The sequence below is a fragment of the Actinomycetospora sp. CA-101289 genome (assembly GCF_050955895.1).
GTDB lineage: Bacteria > Actinomycetota > Actinomycetes > Mycobacteriales > Pseudonocardiaceae > Actinomycetospora.
Window position 1 is genome coordinate 3972469 of record NZ_CP192093.1, and the last position, 23109, is coordinate 3995577.

At 70.3% G+C, this 23109-nt stretch carries 18 protein-coding genes; 10 read left to right on the forward strand and 8 right to left on the reverse strand.

What is annotated here, in order from left to right:
- Positions 1-293 precede the first annotated feature (293 nt).
- Positions 294-1073 carry an exodeoxyribonuclease III gene (gene xth, locus ACQPX6_RS19850; RefSeq protein WP_433782154.1) on the reverse strand — a complete coding sequence of 260 codons (780 nt, stop codon included), beginning with the start codon at positions 1071-1073 and terminating at the stop codon, positions 294-296.
- 59 nt (positions 1074-1132) lie between these two features.
- On the opposite strand from xth, the gene ACQPX6_RS19855 reads away from it, so the two are divergent.
- Entirely contained in the window at positions 1133-1342 is a 210-nt protein-coding gene (locus tag ACQPX6_RS19855) for a hypothetical protein (protein ID WP_433782155.1), read from the forward strand.
- Positions 1343-1401: 59 nt separating this feature from the next.
- Here the strand turns inward: ACQPX6_RS19855 and ACQPX6_RS19860 are convergent, their stop codons facing one another.
- On the reverse strand, positions 1402-1929 hold the full coding sequence (locus tag ACQPX6_RS19860) for a TetR-like C-terminal domain-containing protein (RefSeq protein ID WP_433782156.1): 528 nt from the start codon (positions 1927-1929) through the stop codon (positions 1402-1404).
- A 176-nt stretch (positions 1930-2105) separates the two neighbouring features.
- On the opposite strand from ACQPX6_RS19860, the gene ACQPX6_RS19865 reads away from it, so the two are divergent.
- Entirely contained in the window at positions 2106-2510 is a 405-nt protein-coding gene (locus ACQPX6_RS19865) for a hypothetical protein (RefSeq protein ID WP_433782157.1), read from the forward strand.
- Between the two features lie 248 nt (positions 2511-2758).
- Here the strand turns inward: ACQPX6_RS19865 and ACQPX6_RS19870 are convergent, their stop codons facing one another.
- From ACQPX6_RS19870 to ACQPX6_RS19885, 4 genes are read right to left on the reverse strand one after another with little or no spacing between them, the layout of a single operon-like run.
- Positions 2759-3724, reverse strand: coding sequence for a fumarylacetoacetate hydrolase family protein (locus tag ACQPX6_RS19870; protein ID WP_433782158.1), 966 nt, complete (start codon positions 3722-3724; stop codon positions 2759-2761).
- On the reverse strand, positions 3724-5031 hold the full coding sequence (gene eno / locus ACQPX6_RS19875; protein WP_433782159.1) for a phosphopyruvate hydratase: 1308 nt from the start codon (positions 5029-5031) through the stop codon (positions 3724-3726). Before eno ends, ACQPX6_RS19870 begins: the two co-directional genes overlap by 1 nt.
- On the reverse strand, positions 5028-6032 hold the full coding sequence (locus tag ACQPX6_RS19880; protein ID WP_433782160.1) for a phosphotransferase family protein: 1005 nt from the start codon (positions 6030-6032) through the stop codon (positions 5028-5030). The genes eno and ACQPX6_RS19880 overlap by 4 nt, the downstream gene beginning before the upstream one ends.
- Entirely contained in the window at positions 6029-7024 is a 996-nt protein-coding gene (locus ACQPX6_RS19885) for a C-terminal binding protein (RefSeq protein ID WP_433782161.1), read from the reverse strand. The genes ACQPX6_RS19880 and ACQPX6_RS19885 overlap by 4 nt, the downstream gene beginning before the upstream one ends.
- A gap of 166 nt (positions 7025-7190) precedes the next feature.
- Here ACQPX6_RS19885 and ACQPX6_RS19890 point away from each other — a divergent pair, with 166 nt between their 5' ends.
- The 5 genes from ACQPX6_RS19890 (at position 7191) to ACQPX6_RS19910 (ending at position 12392) form a co-directional block, all read left to right on the forward strand.
- Positions 7191-8120 (forward strand): LysR family transcriptional regulator, encoded by a 930-nt coding sequence (locus ACQPX6_RS19890; protein WP_433782162.1) that lies wholly within the window; start codon positions 7191-7193, stop codon positions 8118-8120.
- A 161-nt stretch (positions 8121-8281) separates the two neighbouring features.
- Positions 8282-9409: an FAD-dependent monooxygenase gene (locus ACQPX6_RS19895; RefSeq protein ID WP_433782163.1), complete on the forward strand. Its 1128-nt coding sequence runs from the start codon at positions 8282-8284 to the stop codon at positions 9407-9409.
- A gap of 18 nt (positions 9410-9427) precedes the next feature.
- Positions 9428-10636 carry an FAD-dependent oxidoreductase gene (locus ACQPX6_RS19900; protein WP_433782164.1) on the forward strand — a complete coding sequence of 403 codons (1209 nt, stop codon included), beginning with the start codon at positions 9428-9430 and terminating at the stop codon, positions 10634-10636.
- Positions 10637-10663: 27 nt separating this feature from the next.
- Positions 10664-11626, forward strand: a complete 963-nt coding sequence (locus tag ACQPX6_RS19905) for a VOC family protein (protein ID WP_433782165.1) — start codon at positions 10664-10666, stop codon at positions 11624-11626.
- Between the two features lie 463 nt (positions 11627-12089).
- Entirely contained in the window at positions 12090-12392 is a 303-nt protein-coding gene (locus ACQPX6_RS19910; protein WP_433782166.1) for a BMC domain-containing protein, read from the forward strand.
- Positions 12393-12402: 10 nt separating this feature from the next.
- On the opposite strand, the gene ACQPX6_RS19915 is transcribed toward ACQPX6_RS19910, so the two are convergent.
- The gene (locus ACQPX6_RS19915) at positions 12403-13143 is read right to left on the reverse strand and encodes a PucR family transcriptional regulator (RefSeq protein WP_433782167.1); all 741 of its coding nucleotides are present in this window, start codon (positions 13141-13143) and stop codon (positions 12403-12405) included.
- Between the two features lie 488 nt (positions 13144-13631).
- Here ACQPX6_RS19915 and ACQPX6_RS19920 point away from each other — a divergent pair, with 488 nt between their 5' ends.
- The 3 genes from ACQPX6_RS19920 (at position 13632) to ACQPX6_RS19930 (ending at position 20802) form a co-directional block, all read left to right on the forward strand.
- Complete coding sequence (locus ACQPX6_RS19920) at positions 13632-14489, forward strand: hypothetical protein (RefSeq protein ID WP_433782168.1); 858 nt, start codon at positions 13632-13634, stop codon at positions 14487-14489.
- A 925-nt stretch (positions 14490-15414) separates the two neighbouring features.
- Positions 15415-18087 carry a hypothetical protein gene (locus ACQPX6_RS19925; RefSeq protein WP_433782169.1) on the forward strand — a complete coding sequence of 891 codons (2673 nt, stop codon included), beginning with the start codon at positions 15415-15417 and terminating at the stop codon, positions 18085-18087.
- A 135-nt stretch (positions 18088-18222) separates the two neighbouring features.
- Positions 18223-20802: a P-loop NTPase fold protein gene (locus ACQPX6_RS19930; RefSeq protein ID WP_433782170.1), complete on the forward strand. Its 2580-nt coding sequence runs from the start codon at positions 18223-18225 to the stop codon at positions 20800-20802.
- Positions 20803-21352: 550 nt separating this feature from the next.
- Here the strand turns inward: ACQPX6_RS19930 and ACQPX6_RS19935 are convergent.
- Positions 21353-22852, reverse strand: a complete 1500-nt coding sequence (locus ACQPX6_RS19935; RefSeq protein ID WP_433782171.1) for a pentapeptide repeat-containing protein — start codon at positions 22850-22852, stop codon at positions 21353-21355.
- Positions 22853-23109 lie beyond the last annotated feature (257 nt).

Consider the following 23109-nt stretch of genomic DNA (forward strand, 5'->3'; position numbering starts at 1 on the left):
GCCCGCCGGCTCACGATCCCGCAAGTCGTCGGTGATGCCGAGCAGGGCTCGTCCGTAGACCTGTCGACGAGGTCGCCGTCGTCTGCGCGGACCTCCGCCGGTACGCGTTCCTCCGGAGCACCGCCCCGCCCCGCATCTCGGCGGCATGGCCGTCCCATCAACCCGATCCCGCTCTTCTGACTCTGTGGCTATCCGCGGCACGATGCGGGAGGCCCGAGATCATCGAGTTCGAGCCCGCCCCAAGTCGGGGCCGGCCAGTCGACAGGTCCGTCGCAGCGCGCAAAGTGGGCCCGTTACAGCGGGTCAGTCAGTTCGATCCAGGTCGGGGCGTGGTCGCTGGTCTTCTCCTTGGCGCGGACGCCGCGGTCGACGCCGGAGGCGACGAGCCGGGCCGCGACGGCCGGGCTGAGCATCAGGTGATCGATGCGCAGGCCCGCGTCGCGGCCGAACGCGTTGCGGAAGTAGTCCCAGAAGGTGTAGGTCCGCTCGCCCGGGTGCAGCGTCCGCAGCGCGTCCGTCCAGCCCTGCGCGGCGAGCCGGTGGAACGCGTCGCGCACCTCGGGGCGGAACAGGGCGTCGTCGACCCAGCGCTCCGGCTTGTAGACGTCGAGGTCGGTCGGCATCACGTTGTAGTCGCCAGCCAGGACGACCGGAACGCCGCGCGCGAGCAGGCTCGCGGCGTAGCCGATGAACGCCTCGAACCAGGCCAGCTTGTACTCGAACTTGGGACCGGGAGCCGGGTTGCCGTTCGGAAGGTAGAGGCAGCCGATCAACAGGCCGTTCACCGTCGCCTCGATGTAGCGCGACTGCCCCGGATCGGGCTCGCCCGGCAGACCCCGGCGGGTCTCCGCCGGCGACTCACCGCGAGCCAGGATCGCGACCCCGTTCCAGCTTTTCTGTCCCAGCCAGACAGCCTCGTACCCAGCGTCGCGAATGGCGGCTGCGGGAAACTTCTCCTGCGGCGCCTTCAGCTCTTGGAGGCAGACGACGTCCGGCCCGGCCTCCGCAAGCCACTCCAGCAAGACCGGCAGCCGCCCGTTGACGCCGTTCACGTTGTAGGTCGCGATCTTCATCTCGTAGGTGTGCCTCGTCCCACCGTCAACACCACCAAGGCCAGCTCGCGCACCGCCACATGGTCACGCTATCCGGCTGGCTTCAGGCCGCGGCCGGTGGCGGCACTGGTTCGCCCCGGGTGCTGGGGGTGGCCGAGTCCGGATCCTACGAGGCCCTGACCCGCACACCCTCGGCCCGGGCGATCCACCATGCCCGGCTGACCGACCAGATCCGGCAGGTGCACCAGGCGTCGCATGGCACGAGCAAGACCTGTCGGCTGCCCGGCTGACCCCGTCGGTACTGCTTGGGGAGGGTCACTGATCTGCTCGAGGAGTGACCTACTCGGATTCATCCACCGCCCTGCGTCAGCGCAGAGCGCATGACCGCAGCGGCGTGGCCGGGATCGTCGCCGAGGCCAACCACGAGATTGGTCGCCAGAGGCCCGAGCACCTCCCGCAAAGGGTCGGCGAACGGCGCGAAGTGCCCGGCGAGCTCCAACACGACGAAGCCGTCGGAGAAGCTCCACAGCTGCGCCGCGATCGCCTCTGGTTCCCCGTCGCGCAGGTGACCCTGCGCGATCGCGCGCCGGGCGTACCGCACGAGGGGTTCGTACGCCCGGTCGAAGTAGCTCGATCGCCTGGTCGCTCCGCCCGCGCCCTCCGGCGTCGACGCCCACTGGTCAGCGCGGTACCCCCCGGGGTTGGACAGCCCGAACATGAGGTCGAATAGGTGCGGGTTCGCTCGGGCCACCCCGCGGTAGGCCAGCGCCAGGTCGCAGAATCCGGCGACCGGGTCGTCGAACTTCGGTCGGTCGGCGAACACCGTGGCCAGTCGGTCGAAGCCCGCCTCGACGAGCGCGGTCAAGAGCTGTGGCATCCCGCCGAATCGCCGGTGGACGACGATGGTCGTCGCACCGACCTCCGCGATCCGCCGCGCTTGCACGGCTTGCGGGCCGACGGTGCGCAGCAGCGGACGTGAGCAGCCACTCCGGCGACCCCGGTTCGCCCTGCTCCCCTCGCTGCCCTCGATCGCCCGACCCCAGGAGGCCCGCCATGACCCATCGCACGCACGTCATCGCGCACGAGGTGCAGCGACTCGAGATCCCCGTCGACCAGGGCTACGACGAGTTCCGAGACAGCTACGAACGGGCCGTGCCGGCGTTCGACCCGGCGCGCTACGCCGACCTGGACCCCCAGGACATCGACTGGGCCACGGTGCGGGCGACCACCGATGCCGACGCCCCGCACGGCTTCCTGCTCTACCTGCGGGCCGAGGTCGACACGATCATGCGCCTTGCCGGGCACCCCGAACGGTGCACGTCCTACCTCATGGGCAACCACACCATCGCCGAGCGCATGTACCGCCACGACCACGCGGTCATGCTCTACGCGCCGCTGCGGACCCAGATCCACGAGGACCGTGACGGCGGCACACGGACTCGGCCACAAGGTCGCTGACCTGCTCGCCGCCCTCAGCGTCGACGCCGACGCGGTCCTGCGCTCCTGACCCCCCAGGACGTCGGGTCCGCGGCGTGGACCAGGACGGCGTGTCCGGCCACGCGTCGGCCGGGCAACGGCGCTCTGCGAGAAGCTGCTGGCCTCGGCATCGTCGTCGCACCTCTACGTCGACGCATCGTGCGGGCGGAGAAGATGGCGGCGCGCCGCTGATCAGCGCTCAGGAGTCCCGAGGCCACAGCCCCCAGACCTCAAGAGTCGGCCTCCACCGGTGGCTCGATGCATCGGTTGCGCTGCCGTCCGAGGCCGGTGATCTCGGCGTCGATGACGTCGCCGGGGACGAGCCAGCGGTTGCCGTGGTGGCCGGCGTTGCCCGCGGGCGAACCGGTGAGGACGAGGTCGCCGGGGCCGAGGACGGCGGCGTGGGAGGCGTAGCTGATGAGCTCCTCGATGCCGTAGATGATGTCGTCCACGGTGTCGTCCTGCATCACCTCGCCGTTGACCGACAGGCGCAGTCGGAGCTGCCGCGGATCGGGGACCCACTCGCGTGGGACCAGGTAGGGGCCGGTCGGGAAGAACGTCGGACGGCTCTTGCTCATGATGAAGTCGGTCATGGGCAGGTCAGAACGGTTCATGACGTCGCGGGTGCTGATGTCGTTGCCGATGACGTAGCCCGCCACGACGTCCATGGCCTCGTCGGGCCGGATGCGGTGGGCGTGGCGGCCGATGACCACGCCGAGCTCGAGCTCCCAGTCGTGCTGCACGCCCGGGCCCCAGAGGACGATGTCGTCGTGCGGTCCGGTGACGGCGCTGGGCAGGCCGGGGAAGACGAACGGGGTCCCCGTCGCGGCGCGGGCGTGGGCGATCCGGTCGGCCTCGGCCTGCAGGTCGTCCTCGCTGCGCTCGTCGCCGCTGTTGCGCAGCGTGCTGGCGACGATCTGGCGGACGTGGCGGAAGTAGTTGGCGCCGGCGCACAGCAGCTGCCGGGGTCGGAACGGTGCGAGGACGCGCAGGTCGGCGAGGGCGGTCGACGGCAGGCCGGCGGCCTCCTCGGCGAGGTCCTGCAGGACCGCGAGCGTGGCGTCCCAGTCCTGTAGCAGGCGCTCGACGGTGGCTCCGTCGCCGAGGTGCGGGCGCAGGTCGACGACGACGTCGTCGACGACGAGCCCGGGGAAAGCGGCGCCGCCGTCGTCGAAGGTGCCGAGCGCGAACCACATCAGCGCACCGCCTCTCGCCCGGCGACGAGCGCGGCGGCGCCGGCGTAATCGACGCCCTCACCCAGCTGGGACTCGAGCTGCAGGAGCCGGTTCCACTTGGCGGTGCGCTCGGAGCGGGTGGTGGACCCGACCTTGATCTGCCCGGTGCGCCACCCCACGGCGAGGTCGGCGAGCCAGTCGTCCTCGGTCTCCCCCGAGCGGGCGGAGAGCACGGTGGTGTAGCCGGCGTCGTGCGCGCGGCGCACGACGGCGCGGGCGTCGCTGAGGGTGCCGATCTGGTTGGGCTTGACCAGCACGGCGTTGGCCACGCCGTCCTCGATACCGCGTTCCAGTCGCCGACGGTTGGTGACGAACAGGTCGTCGCCGAGCAACTGGCGGCCGTGGAGCACCTGGGTAGCGCGGGTCCAACCCGCCCAGTCGTCCTCGGCGAGGGCGTCCTCGATCGAGACGATCGGATACCGGTCGCACCACGACGCGAGCTCGTCGACCAGCCCGGCGGCGTCGAGGACCCGGCCGCCCTCGGCGGCGAGGGTGTACTCCCCCTCCCCCGTCGCGAACTGCGTGGCGGCGACGTCGACGGCGATCCCGACCTCGGGGCCGGGCTGGAGGCCGGCGCGCTCGATCCCGGCGACGAGGACGTCGAGGGCGCTGCGGTTGTCGGGGAGCACCGGCCCGAGGCCGCCCTCGTCGGCGACCAGGGCGACGGTGTGCCCGCGGTCGGCGAGGACCGATGCCGTCCCGGCCCGGACCCGCGCGCACCACTCGATGGCGTCGGCGAAGCTCGTGGCACCGAGGGGTACCGCGAGGAAGTCCTGGACGTCGAGGGTCCGGCCGGCGTGGGCGCCGCCGGAGATGATGTTGACCATCGGCAACGGCAGCAGGGGGCGTGCGCCGGGGTCGGCGACGGCGGCGTGCAACGCCACGCCCTGGGCCGCCGCGGACGCCACGGCGCTGCCCACGGACACGGCGAGGACTGCGTTCGCACCGAGCCGCCCGAGGTCCTGGGTGCCGTCGGCGGCCCGCAGCGCCCGGTCGACGCCGAGCTGGTCGGTGGCGTCGAGCCCCCGGGCGGCGTCCGCCAGCTCACCGGTCACGTTCGCGACCGCGTGCCGGACTCCGTAGCCGCCATGGCGGGTCCCGCCGTCGCGCAGCTCGCGCGCCTCGTGCCGACCGGTGGACGCCCCGGAGGGCACGGTGGCCCGGCCTCGGGCGCCGCCTTCGAGCTTCACCTCGGCGGCGACGGTGGGACGGCCTCGGGAGTCCAGCGCCTCCCACGCGTGCAGCTCGGCGATGGCGGTGCCGGTCACGGCAGGTCCTCCCAGGCGTCGGTGACGGTGTCGGGGGCGTCGACGAGCAGCCGACGCCCCAGCTCGCGGGTGCGCGCAGCAGCGCGGTCGTCGAGGTAGCCCGCGGGGCTGGTGCCGTCCACGCGGGCGATCAGCAGGCAGGCGGTCTGGCGGACGAGCTGCGCGGGGTCGAGCACGACGGCGCCGTCGACGGCGGCCTCGTACGCGGCGAGGAAGCGCCGGGCGGCGGCCGCGTACTCCGGCGCCGCCCCCGGACGGTGCATCGTCTTGAGCAGCAGGTGGCCGACGGTCCAGGCGGGGTCGAAGGTGGGGTCGCCGACGTGGGCGACCTCCCAGTCGATCACCCACAGCCCGTCGGGATCCTCGCCGGCCGGCGCCACCATGACGTTCTTGGGGGTGTAGTCCCCGTGCACCAGGCAGACGTCCGCCCGGTCCATGACCTCGACGGTCTCCTCGATCTGGTCGCGGAGCTCGGGGTGTCGGCGGGCGATGGTGCGATGGAACGGGTCGACGCGCAGCTGGGTGAAGGCGGTGCGGTCACCGAACTGGAGGCGGGTCCAGGCGTCGTGGGCGGTGGCGCACTGCCAGGTGCCCAGGAGCCGACCGAGGTGCTCGGCGATCTCGACACGGACCTCGCCGACGAGCAGCTCGTCCTTCCACGTGTGCCACGAACGCGGCGCGCGCTCGATGACCAGGTAGCCCTCGTGCAGGTCGTACACGTCGGGCACGGCGCCGGGGGCGAGACGCCCGGCGATCTGCAGGGCCCGTCCTTCGGTGTCGATGCGACCGGGGTCGGCGAGCCAGAGCTGCTCGACGCGCAGCTGCCCGAGGGCGCGTTTGACCACCGCGTCGAGGCCGGGTGCGCTGAGGGCGAGCACGTCGTTGGAGACGCCGCCGGGTAGCGCCTCGACCTGCACCTGCGCGTCGGGGGCGATCAGGCGGCGCCGGCGCAGGAATGCGGTGATCGCCGCTGCGTCGACCGGGGCAGGGTCGGCGGTCACCGCGTCGCCGCCGGAGACATGCGCAGCGTGGGGCTGGTGAGCACCTCGGGGTTGACGATGCTCGCGGGCACGCGCCCGGCCAGGACCTCGACAACGTTCTTGGCCGCGCGCCGGGCCAGCTCGGCCAGCGAGCCGTCGGAGGCGAAGGCCGAATGCGGGGTGAGCACGACGTCGGGCCGCGACCGCAGCGGGTGCGCGGCGGGCAGGGGCTCGGGGTCGGTGACGTCCAGCGCCGCCCCGGCCAGCTCGCCGCGCTCGAGGGCGGCGAGCAGGGCGTCGGTGTCGACCAGCCCGCCGCGCGCGGTGTTGACCAGCCAGGCGTCAGGGCGCATGGCCCGGAACGCGGCCGCGTCCATCAGCCCGGCGGTGTCGGCGGTCAGTGGGAGGTGCAGGGACACCACCTCGGCCACGGCCAGCAGGTCCTCGAGGCGACCGACGGTCTCGATGCCCAGAGTCTCGGCGCCGGACCGGCGCAGCGCCACCACCCGCATCCCGATCACCGCGGCGCGCGTCGCGACGGCCCGGCCGATGGCACCGAGCCCGACGAGCCCGAGGGTGCGGCCGCGCAGCCGCCGGGATGTGCCCGGCACTTCGGCGCCCCATCCCCCGGCGACGACGTCGCGGTGCAGCGGCACGAGCCGCCGGGCCAGCGCGAGGATCATCATGAAGGTGTGGTCGGCGACCTCGTCGGTGCAGTAGTCGACGACGTTGCTGACGATCATCCCGAGCTCGGTGGCGCGGGCGACGTCGATGTTGTCCAGGCCGACGCCGTACCGGGCGACCGTGCGGCACCGGGGCGCGGCGTCGAGGACCTGGGCGGGCACCTGCGCGAAGCAGGTCAGGATCGCCTCGACGTCCCCGGCGAGCGCGACGAGCTCGTCGAGATCGCCGGTCCCGGCCACCACGAGCTCGGCGTCGGCGGCGGCGAGCACCGAGGTCTCGACGTCGAGGTGGGGCCACGCGTGGTCGGTGACCAGGACGCGAGCCGTCATCACGCCACCTCCTCCCTGTCCTCGACGACGCTAGGTCGGGACCACGGCACCGCGGAAATGCAGCGTGTGGACAGCAGCCATCCGCCCCGCCGATGGCGCCTGCTCTTGCCCGGTCGGCGGCGGCCCGGTGAGGTGGGCCGTCGACGTCGAGCGGGGGCGGTGAGCGGTGAAGCTCGGGCAGATGGACCTCAACCTGCTCGTGGTCCTCGACGCCCTGCTGCGCGAGAGGAACGTGACGCGCGCGGCCGAGCGGCTGCACATGTCCCAGCCGGCCATCAGCACCGCCCTCGCCCGGCTGCGCAAGACCCTCGACGACCCCCTGCTGGTGCGGAACGGGCGGTACCTGCAGCTCTCCCCGCGGGCCGAGACGCTCGTCGATCCGGTGCGCGACATCATCGCCCGGATCGAGCAGACGATCATGCGACCCACCGGCTTCGACCCGGCCGCCGACACGCGGGCCTTCTCGGTCATCAGCAGCGACTACGTGGGTGTGGTCCTGCTCCGTCCGCTCCTGGGCGCCATCGGCGACCTCGCGCCCCGCCTGCGCCTGGACCTCACCCCGGTCGCGGAGGACTTCCGCACGGCGCTGCGCCGCGACGAGATCGACCTCGCGGTGCTCCCCGACCCGCTGCTGGACGAGGAGACTCGCGCCATCTGCTCGGCGATGCCGGTCATCTCCGATCGGTTCGTCGGCGCCGTGTGGTCCGGTCACCCCGCCGCCGAGGCGGGCGCGTTGACGGCGGAGGTGTTCTCGTCCTCGCCGTACCTCCTGTACTTGGCGAACGGGAACCGCGGGGTGTGGGAGGACGAGCTCGACGACCAGCGCATCGTCCGCAACGTCGAGGCCACGGCCAGCACCTTCACCACGATGCCGTTCATGCTGGCGGGCACCCGGCTCGTCACCGTCCTGCCCGAACGTCTGGCCCGCCGCGTCGCCGGCGCCGCGGACATCGCCGTGCTCGAACCCGCGGTCGACCTGCCGCCGCTGCGGCAGTCCGCGGTGTGGCATTCCCGTCGCGACGACGACCCCGGCCACCGATGGCTGCGCGACCAGCTCGCCGACGTCGCCGCCGCGCTGCGCACCACTCCGGCCTGACGAGGTTGTGAGCCCGATCATGCACGGGGTGGATCGCAGGGATCGCGACGACGCATTTCCGGACGGGACCAGGGCTCCCTAGCGTCGGTGACGTCGCCGCACGAGGCCGGATCACCAGACCGGGCGCGACGCCCTTCCCCTGCGGACAGAGGAGTCCCGCCATGCCTGCTGTCGACACCGCGCTCGTCGTCGGTGGCGGAGCCGCCGGCGCGGCGACCGCCATCCTGCTCGCCGACGCCGGTGTCGCGGTCGATCTCGTCGAGGCCCAGCCCGAGGTCTCCGCGCTCGGCTCCGGGATCACGCTGCAGGGCAACGCCCTGCGCGTCCTGCGTCGCCTCGGGGTCCTCGAGGAGTGTGCGGCGCTGGGGTACGAGTGCTCCGGGCTGCTGGTCCGCGCCGCCGACCCGGCCGCCACGGTGCTCGCCCAGCTCCCGGACCTCCGCTTCGGCGGACCGGACCTGCCCGGGACGATGGGGATGTACCGGCCCGACCTGGCGCGGGTGCTCATGGCCCGCGCCGACGAGGTCGGCGTGACCACCCGCTTCGCCACCACGGTGGACGCCCTCGACCAGGACGCCGACGGGGTGGACGTCCGCTTCTCCAACGGCACCACGCGCCGCTACGGCCTCGTCGTGGGGGCCGACGGCGTGCGGTCCGCGACGCGGCGCCTGCTCGATGTCCCGCTGGACACGCGTGCCGTCGGGATGGGCGCCTGGCGGATGGTCGCTCCGCGACCCGAGGACGTCACCACGGCCCAGCTGTTCTTCGGCGGCCCGTGCTACATCGCCGGCATCACCCCGACCGGGCCGGACACCGCCTACTGGTTCCTCGTCGAGGACGCGCAGGACCGCGCCTCCCGGACCCCCGACGAGCAGCTCGACGCCTTCCGCGAGCTTTCCCGGGCCTACCACGGTCCGTGGGACGAGGTCCGCGAGCGGTTCGACGACCCCGCCCGGCTGAACTACACCTGGTTCGAGACCCACCTGCTCGACGCGCCGTGGCACCGCGGTCGCGTCGTCCTCGTCGGCGACGCCGTGCACGTCTGCCCGCCCACCATCGCCCAGGGCGCCGCCGCCGCCCTCGAGGACGCCGAGGTCCTCGGGGACCTCGTCGCCACCGATGACACGCTCGACGACGCCCTGACGGCCTTCACCGCCCGCCGCTACGACCGCGTCCGCACCGTCGTCGAGGCCTCCCTGCAGATGGCCCAGTGGAACCTCGACCACGTCCAGGGCGACGTCCCCGGCCTGACTCGTCGCATCGCCGAGCTCGTCGCCCAGCCCGCCTGACCAGCCCAGGAGACGATGATGTCCTCGCCCAGCAGTCCCCGTGGCCGGGTCGCCGTCCTCGGCGCCGGCCCCGCCGGCATGGCCACCGCCCTGTCCGTCCACCAGGCCGGCCACGACGTGGTCGTCTTCGAGCGCTACCGCGAGGCCCGCCCCGCCGGCAACGTGCTCAACCTCTGGCCGCCGCCCTTCAAGGCCCTGGGCCTGCTCGGCGTCGACACCGACGACCTCGGCACGCCGTGCCGCTCTCAGTTCCGCAACAGCCGCGGCAAGGTCCGCGCCACGATCAAGAGCGATCCCGAGATCGAGGCGCGGTACGGCGTCGGCGGTGGCTTCATCGGGCTCCTGCGCCCCGAGCTCTACGAACGGATGCTCGCCGCGCTGCCGCCGGGGGTGCTGCGCACGAACCAGGCCGTCGAGCGCATCACGCAGGACGACGCGGCGGTCACCCTGCACTTCGCCGACGGCACCACCCACGAGGCCGACGTCCTCGTCGGCGCCGACGGCATCGACTCCCTGGTCCGGCGCACCCTGTGGGGCGACACCCCCAAGCGCGAGCACCGTCTCCACGCCATCGCCGGCTTCACCTTCGCCGACGACGTCGCGACCGAACCGAACACCTGCGTCATCGGGCACGCGCGCGAGGTCCAGGGCAGCTGGACCTCGATCCGCTACAAGGGTCGCGCCGGCCACCAGTGGTGGGTCCTCGAGGCCTGCGACCCCGACGCCCCGCCGCCGACCGACCTGCTCGCCCGGGCGAAGGAGCTCGGGCGGGAGTTCGTCGCACCGTTGCCCGCGCTGATCGAGCACACCGAGCCCGGCAACGTTCAGCGCTGGGTGCTGCGCGACCGCGGCTACCTGGACCGATGGTCACAGGGCCGGGCGACGCTCGTCGGCGACGCCGCCCACGCGACCTCGCCCTACGCGGCCTACGGCGCCGGCATGGCCATCGAGGACGGCTACTTCGTCGGCCGCGCCCTGCGCGGCGTCGACCTGACCGACCCCGCCGCCGTGGCGACCGCACTCGCGGCCTACGAGGACCCCCGCCGCGACCACACCAAGTTCCAGGTGCGGATGGCCTACATGAACGGCCAGATGTTCCACCACACCCCGCGCCTGCTCCAGCCGCTGCGCGACCTCGTCTTCGACCACACCCCCTTCCTGCAGAAGGTCGTCGGCGACACCAACCCCGCCGAGATCAACAAGCAGCTCGCGCTGATCACCGACTGACCCACGAACCGCCGAAGGAGCATCACCGTGACCGAGGTCCTGGTCTCCCAGCTGGCCCACGTCCAGATCTTCAGCCCCCGACCCGCCGAAACCGTGGAGTGGTTTCGCAACGTCCTGGGCCTCGAACAGTCCGGGCAGGATGGCCAGAGCGCCTACCTGCGCGGCTGGGCCGAGTGGTTCCAGCACTCCGTCGAGGTCACCGAGGGCCCCGAGCCCGGCCTCGGCCACATCGGCTGGCGCGCCCAGGGCCCCGGCGACCCGGACACGGTCGCCCGCGCCATGCCCGAGGGCGAGTGGTCCGACGGCGGCTTCGGCTACGGCAAGACCTTCCGCTTCCAGGGCCCCGGCGGGCACACCCACGAGCTGTTCTGGGAGGTCGAGCGCTACCAGGCCCCGCCGGAGCTGGCCACCGACCAGCCCGACCGCCCGCAGGCGCTCAAGCCGCGCGGCATCGCCGCCCGCTACATCGACCACGTCACGATCGCCACCGACGACCTGCGCCGCGACGTCGACTTCTACCGCCAGGCCCTCAAGCTGCGCCACACCGCCACGATCGAGGCCGAGCCCGGGTTCAAGGTCTTCGCGACGCTCACCTCGAACGTCACCCACGAGATGGGCGTCGTCCCGGACTTCTCCGGCATCCCCGGGCGGGTCAACCACCTCGCCTTCGGCCTCGACCAGCGCGCCGACGTCCACACCGCCGCGCAGGTGCTGATGGGCCACGACACGCCCATCGAGTTCGGGCCCGGCATCCACGGCATCGACGAGATCACCTACCTCTACGCCCGCGAGCCCGGCGGCATGCGCATCGAGATCAACGCCGGCGGCTGGCGCAACTACATGCCCGACTGGGAAGCGCCGAACTGGACCCCCGCCCAGGGCGGCACCAACATCTACCGCACCCACGGCATGCCCGACTCCATGATGGAGAGCTTCCCCCGCACCCAGGAAGCCGCCGAGCAGATGCACGCGACGGGCATGTTCAAGTGACGTCCGGCCCTGTGGGCGTGCCCGAGGTCGACGTGCACGCCCACCTCGCCGTCCCCGCGGTGAACGCCCTGGTCGCCGACCAGTCCGGGCTGCACGAGCGGCAGCGGCTCGACGCCGCGGCGCTGGGCCCCGCCTCCGCCCCACCGCCCGCCTTCCCTGCGGCGGCGTACTACGCGGCGCTGGCGTCGCTCGTCTCGCTGGTGTGGATTGGCACTCGCGGACTTCGGGGCTGCCGCCGAGGAGCCTCGACACCGTCGTGCTCATCCACCCCCCGGGCTGCACGCTCGGCGAGCGTCTCGACGCCTACTACCTGTTCAACAGCGTCGGGACACCTCGCGAGATAACGAGCTCAGGCGAGGGCTATCCCGCTGAGACAACGTCAAGGGGTACCGGCCGCCCTACGCTCCCAAGACGCTACGACTACCGGGCGCGACCGACGGCCGAACCCACTCGAGGAGAGCCCATGACGACTTCGGCGAAGTCAGGTGGCGCGCTCGGCCTGATCGAGACGAAGGGCTTGGTCGGCGCGATCGAGGCCGCCGACGCGATGGTCAAGGCCGCGAACGTCGAGATCGAGGGCTACCGGACGCTGCGCAACGGTCAGGTGTCCGTGCTCGTGCGGGGCGACGTCGGCGCGGTGCAGGCGGCGGTCGACGCGGGCAGCACGGCGGCCGCTCGTGTGGGCGAGCTGTACACCTCGCGCGTGATCCCGCGTCCGCACGGCGACACCGAGGGCATCCTGGACCAGGCGGTCATGCGGACCTGACGGCCGGGGGTCATGGCTCCTCGTCGCCGTCCTCCTCCGGCACCGATCGGTTGATCTGGAGCAGGCGCAGCGCGAAATCAGCGCGCATCCGGTCCTCGTGGCGGTTGAGGTCGAGGCCGGTGAGTGTCTTGATCCGCTCCAGGCGATAGCGCAGCGTCTTGTGGTGGACGAAGAGGCGCTCCGCCGCCACCCGCTGCGAGCAGTTGGCGTCGAAGAAGGCTCGTAGGGTGCGCACGAGGGACCCGTCGGAGTCGCGGTCGTAGGCGATCAGTGGCCCGGTCACCTCCTCGACGAACGTCTGCAGGTCGGGGTCGTCCCCTGAGCCGAGCAGCAGGCGGACGATGCCGAGCTCCTCGTAGAGCAGGGCAGCCTCACCACCGAGACGCCGCGGCGCGGAGAGAGCCGTCCTCGCCTCGTTCAGGCCGCTCGGGAGATCGGCGGAGTCAGCGTGTGCGCGGCTCACCCCCCAGCTCAAGCGCAGGCCCGGATGCTCCTCGTGCACTGCGCCGACGGTCCGCCGCACCAGCTCCTTCGTCGCGGGGCTGTCCAGCCCGGCGGCCACACCGACGATCACGTCCCCGCGCAGACTCGTCAGGGAGAACCCCGGCCGGAGGTCGACGCCGCGCACCGCACGGAGGACGTCCCGGCGGACCCGGTCGGTCGCGGACGTGTCCCAGCCGTTCTCGGTGGCGAGCTCGTCGACGTTCTCGAGCCGCCCGTAGAGCACGCGCAGGGCGCCGCTGAGGGTCACGTCGCAAGTCCGGGACGGTCACCCTGCGCGTCGCCGGCCGGCTGCGCCACATCGGCATCGGCCGACCCCACAGCGGAACCCACGTCCTACTGCTCACCCAGGACCGCCACGTGCGCGTCATCGACGCCGCCACCGGCGAACTCCTCCGCGAGCTCGAGATCGACCTCACCCGCAACTACCAGCCCCGACACCCACCGACCCCGAAATGACAAACGCCCGAACCCACACAACGTGGGTCCGGGCGTCCGGGATGATGTCCTGAGACATCACATGCGTGGGCGCGGCAGGATTCGAACCTGCGACCGACGGCTTGTAAGAACGCGCGAAGGTGGCTCTCGAGGCTCCTACCAGGGCCCTTGTTCTCACTCGGGTGTCTGTGACGTTCCCGCGAGGCGCTCGTAGCCCCTAGTTCGCACCACGACCCGCACCACGAACCGGGATCTTGACCCCGGATCAACGGCGTCGACCTCCCCCATGACACTTGGCGGGTGGCAAGCGCGAACACCTCGGACGACGAGTGGCGCGGCGACGACCACGTTGGCGAGTCGTTGCTCGATCCCCTCGGCCTCGAAGCGCTCCGTCGAGAGGTCGGCGAGCAGCTCGCTCAGTCGATGAAGCCGAGCACCGAGGCGCTGAAGGTCCAGTACGCACCCAACTGGCTCGGCACCCTCAAGATGCACGTCGATACCTCGGCGCTTGACCGGATGCACCAGGTCGTGGCCCGTGAAGTGGCCGAGACCTTCGCGAAGATCGACGAAATCTGGCTCAGCGCACTGCCCGAGAACGTGCGGGACCTCGACCCCGACGAGCTCGAGCGGCTTCACGAGGTCGCGGAGGAGCAGCGGATCGGTGTCATGTGGGCTCCGGACGCGGCTGTCATGACCCAGCTGATGACGGCCACGACAGCCGACGAGCGCGCGGAGGTGATCTGCTCGAATGCTGAGGTCATCGTGGAGAGCTGCCGGATGCGGCTAGCTGAGATCGACGTGCCCGAGCTGGCGGACCTTGTGCAGCTCGCGTTCGAGGCGGCGCGCGCCTTCACAGGCGGTCAACCGGCGGCAGCTCAGGCGCTCGCCACGAACGTGGTCGACACGGCCGTCACCCAGTACTTCGGTGACGGTCCGAGGCGGGTCCGGGCGAGCATCGGTGAGATCAAGAAGATGGCCGCCCGTTCAGAAAAGGACGAGGAGTATTGGCGTTGGATCCTCGCGGTAACCATGGCCGGCATCCCGCCGTTGTGGCACGAGTACGACTACGGTTCCGCGGCGACCGGTACAACCGCAACGGCACGATCCACTGCGCCGATGCCGTCGTCTACAGCCCTGCGAACGCCGCGCGAGCGATGACGATCGCGACAACCCTGCTGCGATGGTTGGATAAGGAATCGGACTACCTGTGGCCCGAGGACGCGGACACATAGGGCCGCAGCGGGCGAAAGCTATCTTCCTCGCCGAGCCAGACCTGCTTGCTCGCAAGAAGATCCCCGGGGGGGAGGCTGACCGCTTGACCCCCAGAGTCGCGGATCACGTGGCCTAGGGCTTCTACCAGGGACTTTGTTCTCGCTCGTGTGTCTCTGAATACCTCCACGAGCCCCCGATGCGCGGATTCTCGCACCACGTTTCGCACCATGCGGCGATTCCTACAGAGACGCGAGTCGTCGCGACGAGCTCGGCGAGGGTCGACGACCCGGTCGGCACCACCACCACGATGCGCTGGACGAGCACCAAGCAGTGCGCCGGGACCGTGACGGCATCGGCCGACGGCGTGCAGCGGCGGGGCGCCCCGGCGCCGGTGTCGAGCCAAGACGACACCGACCCCGAAGGGTGTCAACCCCGAACGGCCTGGTCCCGGACGCCCTGAAGCAGCCGCACCCTGACCCCACCCGACCGCCGCGCCGCGCCGTCTCGGGCCCGACGTCCTGATCGCCGAGGACGACTTCCCGCTCGACGGGGTGCCCGAGCCGCTCCACGAGCAGCTGCGCTACCAGGGCTGGAGACCCGGCACGACCGGCCGGCGTGCGGGCTCGTGATGCGGAGGCTCGGGGGTGTCGGTCGAAGGAGCGCTGTTTGCCAACGCCTTACTCCTTTGGGCCGGAAGGGTGTCGGTGCTCATCTTCGGGGTCGACAAGCGTTCCATCAACGGCTGCACTGTGACAGCTTCACCCGCTGGGGGGAGCCGATGCGGATGCGCAGGGAAGGACGACGGTCTCTCGGCCCGGAGACCGACCTGCCGCCCGTGCGCCGGCTGAGGTGGTTCGCCCGGACCGTGGTCATGGTCGTCGTGCTGGCCGGGCTCCTTGCCGTGGCGGTGGCGTGGCCGTCGGGGATCGCTCCGACCGGACCGGCGGGTGCGTCGCTGGCGTTCGGCGTGGCCCTCGGTGGCCTCGGCGCGGCCTCGGTGGTCGGCGTGGTGTTCTGTTGGTGGCACCTGCGACTGGAGTTCCGCGCCTGGAGCCCGGGCCCGGTCACTGTCCTGCCCTTCACCGACAACACCGCACCGATCGGCGGGATGCCGTCGGCCGCGCTGACGGCCGATCTCAAGTCCCTGTTCGAGCAGCAGCTCGTACGCTGTCGCTTCGCGCGGGTGACCCCGACCCCGTCCACGGAGGCCACCACGGACTTCCTCAGCGTGATCGATGCAGCCGGCGACGATCTGCGCGGACCATGGGGGGCCGCACTGCGGTTCACTCGTCTCCTGGCCCCCGTGTCGGCCTACCGGGTGAGCTGCACGGTCCAACCCGGCACGCCCGAGGCACCGTTCGTCCTGCTGGTCGAGCTTGGCCGCGTCGCGGGCCCATCAATGGCTCCGGTGGAGGTCCGGGAGAGGAACGCGGTGCGAGCCGCCGAACGTGCCGCCCATCTGGTGGCCGCGCGCATCCTCCCCCGCACCCGGCTGTGTCGACAGGCGCCGTGGACGCTGTGGCGCGACCGCCGACTACCGGTCGATCTGTACGACTCCTACCAGCGCTACGTGGGGCTGCACGCGGACCGGTACTTCGACGAAGCCATGGCGGCGCTGCGCATCGCGGTGCGCCTGGATCCGGGGAACCTGTCGCTGCGGCTCGCCCTGGGCAAGCTCCAGGAGCGGATGCAGCTCTACCTCGACGCCCTCCTCACCTATGACGACATCATCACCGTTGCGGCCCAGACCGATGCCGCTCTGTCTTGGTGGTGGAGTCCCCGGTCCCCCACCCCGTTGCCGCGCACGGGATTCGGGGGCTCTGACACCCGCGTCCTGGAGAAGAACGACCCGGTCATCCTGATCGCGCGGTATCGCCACGCGCTCCTGCTCGGCCTGAGCGACACACTCGCCGCGCAGTGGTGGGCGCGGCCGGAGCGATGTCTGACCGGGGAGCACCAGACGTCCCGGGAGTGGCGGCGCGCCCACCTCCGCGAGGCCCTACGCACGCGGCTGGAGGCACGACACCACCACCTCGTGCACCCTGACGACGACGAGAAGAGGGCCCGTCGGCCGGACTTCCTTGGTCCGCTCCGCGACGTCGAGTCCGATCGGGACCGCGACCGGCGGATCGCCGCGGCGCGCCTGTTCTTCACGACAGCGTCCCGCTACGAGTTCGACGGGCTGGTGCAGGACTGGGCCAGCCGGTGGATCCCCTGGCGTCGCCACGATGTCCTGCGTCCCGACGCTCTCCAGATCGGGATGCCCTGGTCGGCGCTGCGGTACCGCATGGCGGCGGCCTGGGCGCGGCGGGCGGGCCACGACGACCTGGTCGACGAGGACCCGTTGAAGAGTTATCGACGGGAGCCGGCGTTCGCCGATGCCATCCGGGGCCTCTCGAAGGGCCCCTGGCCTCCAAGGGAGAAGGAGGTCGAGGAGATCGTCAGCCAGATCGTCGACGATGCCGCCGAACCACCCTCGTGGCGCGCCCGCTTCAATGCGGCGTGTCTGCTCGCCCTGCCTCTCCTGCCCGACGGGCCAGCTCCCGAGATCGGTGAGGTGGACCCACCCCCGGAGCTGGACGAGGAGCAGAAGGCGTACGTGGCGGACCGGGCGGTCGGCGAGCTGGTGAAAGCGGTGCAGTGTGCCGACACGGACTTCGTGATCCGTCAACGAGACTGGCTGCTGAGCGAGGACCCCGACCTCGACCACCTCCGCGAGCTCCGGCAGTTCCGGGACTTCGAGGCGACGACGTTCGGGTCCATCGGTCGCGCCGCCGAGCGCGGCCCGGACATCCATCGCTGGGAACAGAGCACGTACGTCGCCCGCTTCGTCAGCGCCGCCGCCCAGGAGATGGCCGTGCTGTGGCGGAACCGCCAGCAGTCGCCGACGGACGACGCTGCTGATTGGAGGGTCTGGTTGGAGGAGGAGATGGCCGGCTGGGGTCTGGCCGAACGTCTCGCGCTCGACAGCCGTGACTCGCACACCCGGGAGGACGTGGCCCGGCGGATCGCCGAGACCGGGCGGCTGGTCGCACTTCAGGAGCCCTACGTCCGACACCCACACTTCACCGACGTCGTGCTGGACCGACAACTGGCCAGCATGGACGGTCGAGGACAGGTCGGCATCCTCGAGTCCCGATACCACGGCCATCGCGAGAGCGGAAACAGAGTCAAGCACCGCGTCCTCGTCGCCATCCGGCGCAGCGACGAACGACTGTCCGACTTCGCGCACAGCATGCGCGACCCTCTCGACGACGCCGCGTGCGGCTGCACACTCGGCCAAAAGGCGATCCTCGCCCTCGAAGAACTGACCCTGCGCAACGAGATCATCGAGAGCTGGCTCGACGAACCCTCCGCTCCGGCCACCCTCGACCAGGTCCGGGCGTGGACCGACATCGGCGCACGACGGTGGGAAGCCCTGTCGGCGTGGTTCAACGACGAGTCCTTCGGCCACGGGACCCTGGAGACACGGCGCGACACCTTCCGGGCACTTCTGGAGCCCTGGTGGGCCCCCGCGCCCGGATCCCACTCGGCACCACCCTGACGCGGCCCGCGGGTGCTCGCGACGAAGCGGTCTACAGCACCGAGCTGAGCCCCTTCAGGGGTACGGCCCGGGGCATCCGTACGCAACGATTCACCGATGGCCGATCTTCGGTTGCGACCCGGGGCGCACGAGCTCGTGGACTTCGCGCTCGGGGTCTGCCAGGCCCGAGGGGCCAATCGGGTAGCCGGCGTCGACGTGGTCCTCGCGGCGCTAGATCGCGTCGATCACACCCGCCTCGATCCCGTTGAGATCCGGCGGGCGGCTACGACCGCGCTGCTGGAGGCCGTGCCCGAACCCCGGAAAGAACGGATCGAGAACGCGAGGCGCGCCCTCGACGTTCGCTACGAGACGGTCCGTCCGCGCGAGGAGATCGATCCGACCGATCCTCGGGTGAGATCGGTGGTCGACGCCGCCGAAGAACTCGCCGCCGGGCTCGGTTCTGGGGAGATTTGGTCGCACCACCTCGCGGCCGTGGCGCTCGACGAGCCGATCCCGCCGGCGGTACTGGACGCCCTCGGCGTCGGACATACCTCTCTGCGACGAGCGCTCCGCGATCGGATCGCCACACGTTGGCCGGCAGAGCCTCCGGACGTCTGGGACCGCACGCTCGGTCCCCCCGCACCGGACACGGCGCCGACGCCGGACTCCTCCCGCTCCGCGACCGACGACGAGCCGGCCGTCGAGGCAGCCGTCGACGCGGCCATCGACCGGGACGCCGGCGTGATGTCCGACGCCGAGAGTGCCGTGGACCTGCTCGGCTTCGCCGACGACGTGGGCACGATGGCGCGGCTCCTGGCGGCGACGAGCACCACGCCCCCGCTCTCCGTCGCACTGATGGGTAACTGGGGCAGCGGCAAGTCGAGCTTCATGACCCAGGTCCAGGGCCGCGTCGACGCCCTGGCGCGGAGTGCCCGCCTGCAGTCGAGCTCGACCTACGTCGGCCACATCCGGCAGGTGCGGTTCAACGCCTGGCACTACAGCGACGACCACCTCTGGGTCGGGCTGGTCGAGCACCTGTTCCGCGAGCTGCGCGACGGTCGACCGACGAGCGCCGCGGTCGACGAGGACGACCTCCTCGAACGCGAGCGAGATCTGGAGGAGAAGAGAACGGTCCGGGACGACCTCGAGCGCCAGCTCGGCCAGATCCGGAGCCCGGACCCGGTCGGCTGGTGGGCCTGGCTGGACCAGCCCCGTCGTACCTGGCTGACGTTGAAGGCCGCCGGCGGCGATGCGGTCCGCGAGTGGAAGCGCGCACGTCTGCGGGCGACGGCGCTCCTCATGCTCGCCGGTCTCCTGGTCGTCGCCGGCGTCGTCCTGGGCGATCAGATCTCGGCGTGGTTCACGGCGCTCGGATGGATCGGAGGGGTCACCACGGCGGCAGCAGCGGTCCGTGAGCGCATCACCACCTCGTGGACCCTGATCGCCAGGCACACCGACGAGGCGCGCAGGAAGCTCGAAGAGCGACGCGACGCCACGAACGACGAGATCGCCGAGGCCGAGGAGGATCTCAGACAGCGCGACCCGGCCCGTCAGCTCGAACGGTTGCTCGAGGAGATCGCCGCGACCGACCGGTACGAGGGCTACCGCGGGCTGACCGGTCGGATCCACCACGACCTGAAGAGGCTCAGCGACAACATCGCGAAGGCCACGACGGCTGATCGTTCAAGCCTCCGCCGCATCGTCCTCTACGTCGACGATCTCGACCGGTGCGTGTCCTCTCGGGTGGTCGAGGTGCTCCAGGCCCTCAATCTGCTACTCACCCTGCCGCTGTTCCTCGTCGTGGTCGCCGTCGACCCACGCTGGTTGCTGCGCGCTCTCGACGAGCACCACGACCGCCTGCTGAACCCCCGTCCCACCATCACCACGGAGGGCCCACTACCCGTGGCTCCCAATCACGGACGGCCGCTCGACTACCTGGACAAGATCTTCCACGTGCCGTACGCCGTCAGTCCGATGCAGAAGCACGCCGAGGACTATCTCCGAACCCTGTTGCCGAGCGTCGTGTCACCGACGGCCCCGGCCTCGGGCGACGATGGGAGCGGTGCGACACACGGCGCCTCCGGCCGGATGCCGTTGACGACCGGAGCATCGCCGCGGTCCGTGCCGGAGTCGCCCGCAGACGAGCCCACCACGGGCACCTCGACCGAGGACACACCGACCTCCCCGACGAACGAGCCGAGTGAGGACGCCGAGCCCGCTCCACCGACCGTCGAGGGACTCGCGCTCGACGACACCGAGGTCCAGTTCATCCCTCTCCTTGCGGTCCTCATTCCCACCCCACGAGGCGTGAAGAAGCTGGCCAACCTCTACCGGCTCCTGAGGATCAGCATCCCCGAGCGGGACACCGTCGCCTTTCTCGGCTCTCCCGGCCCTGACGGCCCGTACCAGGCTGCGGCCGTTCTACTCGCTGCGCTCATCGCCGCGCCCGGTCAGGCCCGCGCCCTCCTCGAAGGCCTGAGCCGGCCCGAGCCACTGAGGGAGTCCGACGACATCGGGAAGGAATCCGACGACATCACCGGCGTCCTCCTCTCGCTTGCCTCCGCAGGAGCGCCCGTCGCCGCCGACGCCGCCTCCTTCATCACCTCGACACGGGCTGAGGGGGTTCCGATCCACGGCGATACCGCCACCTACCGGCGGTGGGCCCCGGTGGTGGCCCGCTACAGCTTCGACACCTACGACCTCTTCGCCCAGCCTCACCGACTCGAACGTGGGTGAGAGGGCCTGACATTCGGGCGCCCGCGCAGGTTTCAAGACTGCGACCGACGACTTGTAAGAACGCGGGAAGGCGTGTCTCAAGGCTCCTACCAGGGCCTTCGTTCTCACTCGCGTGTCTCTGGAAGCTCCACGAGCCGCTCGTCGCCTCCAGCTCACACCACGATCCGCACCACGATCTGCGATCTTCAGCCCCGAGCAGGCGCGGCTGGCCTAGACCGTCTGGAGGCCCGGCGCCCCCTCGCTCGTGCTGCTTGAATGCTGCATTGATCTTGGGCCAGAGCCAGAGCCAGAGCGGGCGCTGACTGGCAGAGCTGAGCATCGCTCCCCTAACTCGTTCGACCATGTGTGCGATTCCGCGATACTCCTCTCGGCAGCTCAACATGCAGCCCGGTGGGTGGGCTGTGGCTGTGGCTGTGGCTGTCCCAAATGCCGTGTTTCCGTGTGGTCGGCGCCAGATGTGCGCCGGACGGCTCAACGATTTTGGGCCATGACACAAAGCATGGGGGTCTCAACAGTCCCTGCTCATGCACGGAGTTTTCCCTGTGGAGCCTTACTCGCCCTCTTGCCCTTCTTCCTCTTCGGCTTGTCCAGGCAGAGTCGACTCCGGTGGATCGCCAACAGAGACGGCCACCTGGCGCGGCGACAGTTGTCCGTCAATCAACCCCTCGACGTCTCGTAGATCTGCACCCATGAGATTGGCATCTATCACTACAGTTCCCGTCATGGTGCTCCCCCTGAACTTCGCCGACCTCAAGTCAGCCTCTTCAAGGTTCGCTCCTGTTAAGTCAGCTCCGCCGAAGTGAGTCCCAGAAAAGTCAGCCCCATCCGCTTCGACGTTGCGCAAGTTCGCATTAATGAGCTCACCACTATGCATCGTGGCGCTTATCAGGTAAGCGCCCTCGAAGATCGAGTGGTTCAAGTATGCACTACTGAGTGTGGCGTTCGCAAAGTTCGCACGTCGAGCGCAAACTCTCTTCATCGTCGCACCCAGAAGGTTCGCATGGTAAAAGCTCACGTCATCCAGATTCACACCCTCCCCGAAGGTTGCCCCTTGAAGATGGGCCTCGTTGAAGCTGGTGTGTCTGTCAAATGCACAGCCGAGCAACTGCGCACCTGGCAACACCGACCGCCAAAACCTCGCCTCCCGGAGGATAGCGCCATCAAATCTAACCGACTCGCCTCGAACCTCGTTCAACCAGGCATCGGACAGGTCCACTTTCATGAGGTTCGCCCCGTCGAGCGTTGCACCCGTAAGAACAGCACCAGAGAGATTTGCCCCTCTCAGGTTCGACTTGGAGAGATCGACTCCAACGAGTCTCGCTTTCGCAAGATTGATTCCTGAGAAGTCTGCGCCGACAAGGCTAGCCCCACTCAGATCAATCGGCCGGCTTAGCCACGGAGACTCACCTGAACACCTACGTAAGATGTCCATCGCACTCATGCGAACATAACCCTCCTCGGCGCGCCTCAAATCGTCATCGTAGATATCCGGCGACATGCGAAGGTATGACTCGATAATACTGGCGACCGCCTGCCGTTGTGACGGTTCGACCACGCCAAGCTGTTCCAGAGCATGGAGACTTGCGAGTCGAACCGGTCCGCGATCTGAGCCGAGCAAGTCTGCAGCCTTGGTGAAGGAATCCGCAATTCGGCGTTGGCGGGCGTCAGCGGCCTGATCTTTCGCCTCATCTCGCCTCTGCCCTATCGTCTGCTCGGCGGAGTAACGATTTTCAAGCGCAACATTCTCTGCATGCCGCTGACGTCGGAATGCGAGGAGGAGCGCCAAGGCTCCTCCGGCTCCTGCTCCCGCGGTGAGCGCCGTACGGATGGCGTCAATCTGGTTGGCGGCCGACGGGGCTACCGGCGCCCCTGGAATTGGAGGAGGGATCGGTGTATTTGCGATCTTGAGCAAGACGATGAGAAGAACTGCGATAACCGCTACGACAAGGCACGCCGCCGCGAAGATCTGAAGATTCGTTATTGGAGTTATCCGCTCCGGTGCCTGCCCTTCATCGTATCCTCGCGACGTCAGACGTGGCTCTTCGGACATGAGTAAATTGTGGTGGGTACGACGAGCATTCGCAAGTGCCCCAGAGTAAAGCCTTCGGGGCTCCGCGGCGGCCCACCATGTGCGGTACGCGTAAACGCCGCCGCGTGATGCCTTCCTTCTACGCGCCGGGGCACGCGTGACGTCACGGTTACCCACTGAACCCGCACACCTCGATCAGCACAAAGTCTGGTCGGTGACTAATAGAGAGGGCCCGATCCTCCGTCATGATGAAGCTGTCGCCTCGTGCCGGTGGGACG

Coding starts and splice junctions, on each gene's coding strand:
- ACQPX6_RS19885 (WP_433782161.1), bottom strand. CDS start 7,024: ATGACGGCTCGCGTCCTGGTCACCGACCACGCGTGGCCCCACCTCGAC.
- ACQPX6_RS19870 (WP_433782158.1), bottom strand. CDS start 3,724: ATGTGGTTCGCGCTCGGCACCTTCGACGACGGCGGCGCCGCTTTCCCC.
- ACQPX6_RS19925 (WP_433782169.1), top strand. CDS start 15,415: ATGGTCGTCGTGCTGGCCGGGCTCCTTGCCGTGGCGGTGGCGTGGCCG.
- ACQPX6_RS19895 (WP_433782163.1), top strand. CDS start 8,282: ATGCCTGCTGTCGACACCGCGCTCGTCGTCGGTGGCGGAGCCGCCGGC.
- ACQPX6_RS19865 (WP_433782157.1), top strand. CDS start 2,106: ATGACCCATCGCACGCACGTCATCGCGCACGAGGTGCAGCGACTCGAG.
- ACQPX6_RS19935 (WP_433782171.1), bottom strand. CDS start 22,852: ATGTCCGAAGAGCCACGTCTGACGTCGCGAGGATACGATGAAGGGCAG.
- xth (WP_433782154.1), bottom strand. CDS start 1,073: ATGAAGATCGCGACCTACAACGTGAACGGCGTCAACGGGCGGCTGCCG.
- ACQPX6_RS19900 (WP_433782164.1), top strand. CDS start 9,428: ATGTCCTCGCCCAGCAGTCCCCGTGGCCGGGTCGCCGTCCTCGGCGCC.
- ACQPX6_RS19910 (WP_433782166.1), top strand. CDS start 12,090: ATGACGACTTCGGCGAAGTCAGGTGGCGCGCTCGGCCTGATCGAGACG.
- ACQPX6_RS19860 (WP_433782156.1), bottom strand. CDS start 1,929: ATGCCACAGCTCTTGACCGCGCTCGTCGAGGCGGGCTTCGACCGACTG.
- ACQPX6_RS19855 (WP_433782155.1), top strand. CDS start 1,133: ATGGTCACGCTATCCGGCTGGCTTCAGGCCGCGGCCGGTGGCGGCACT.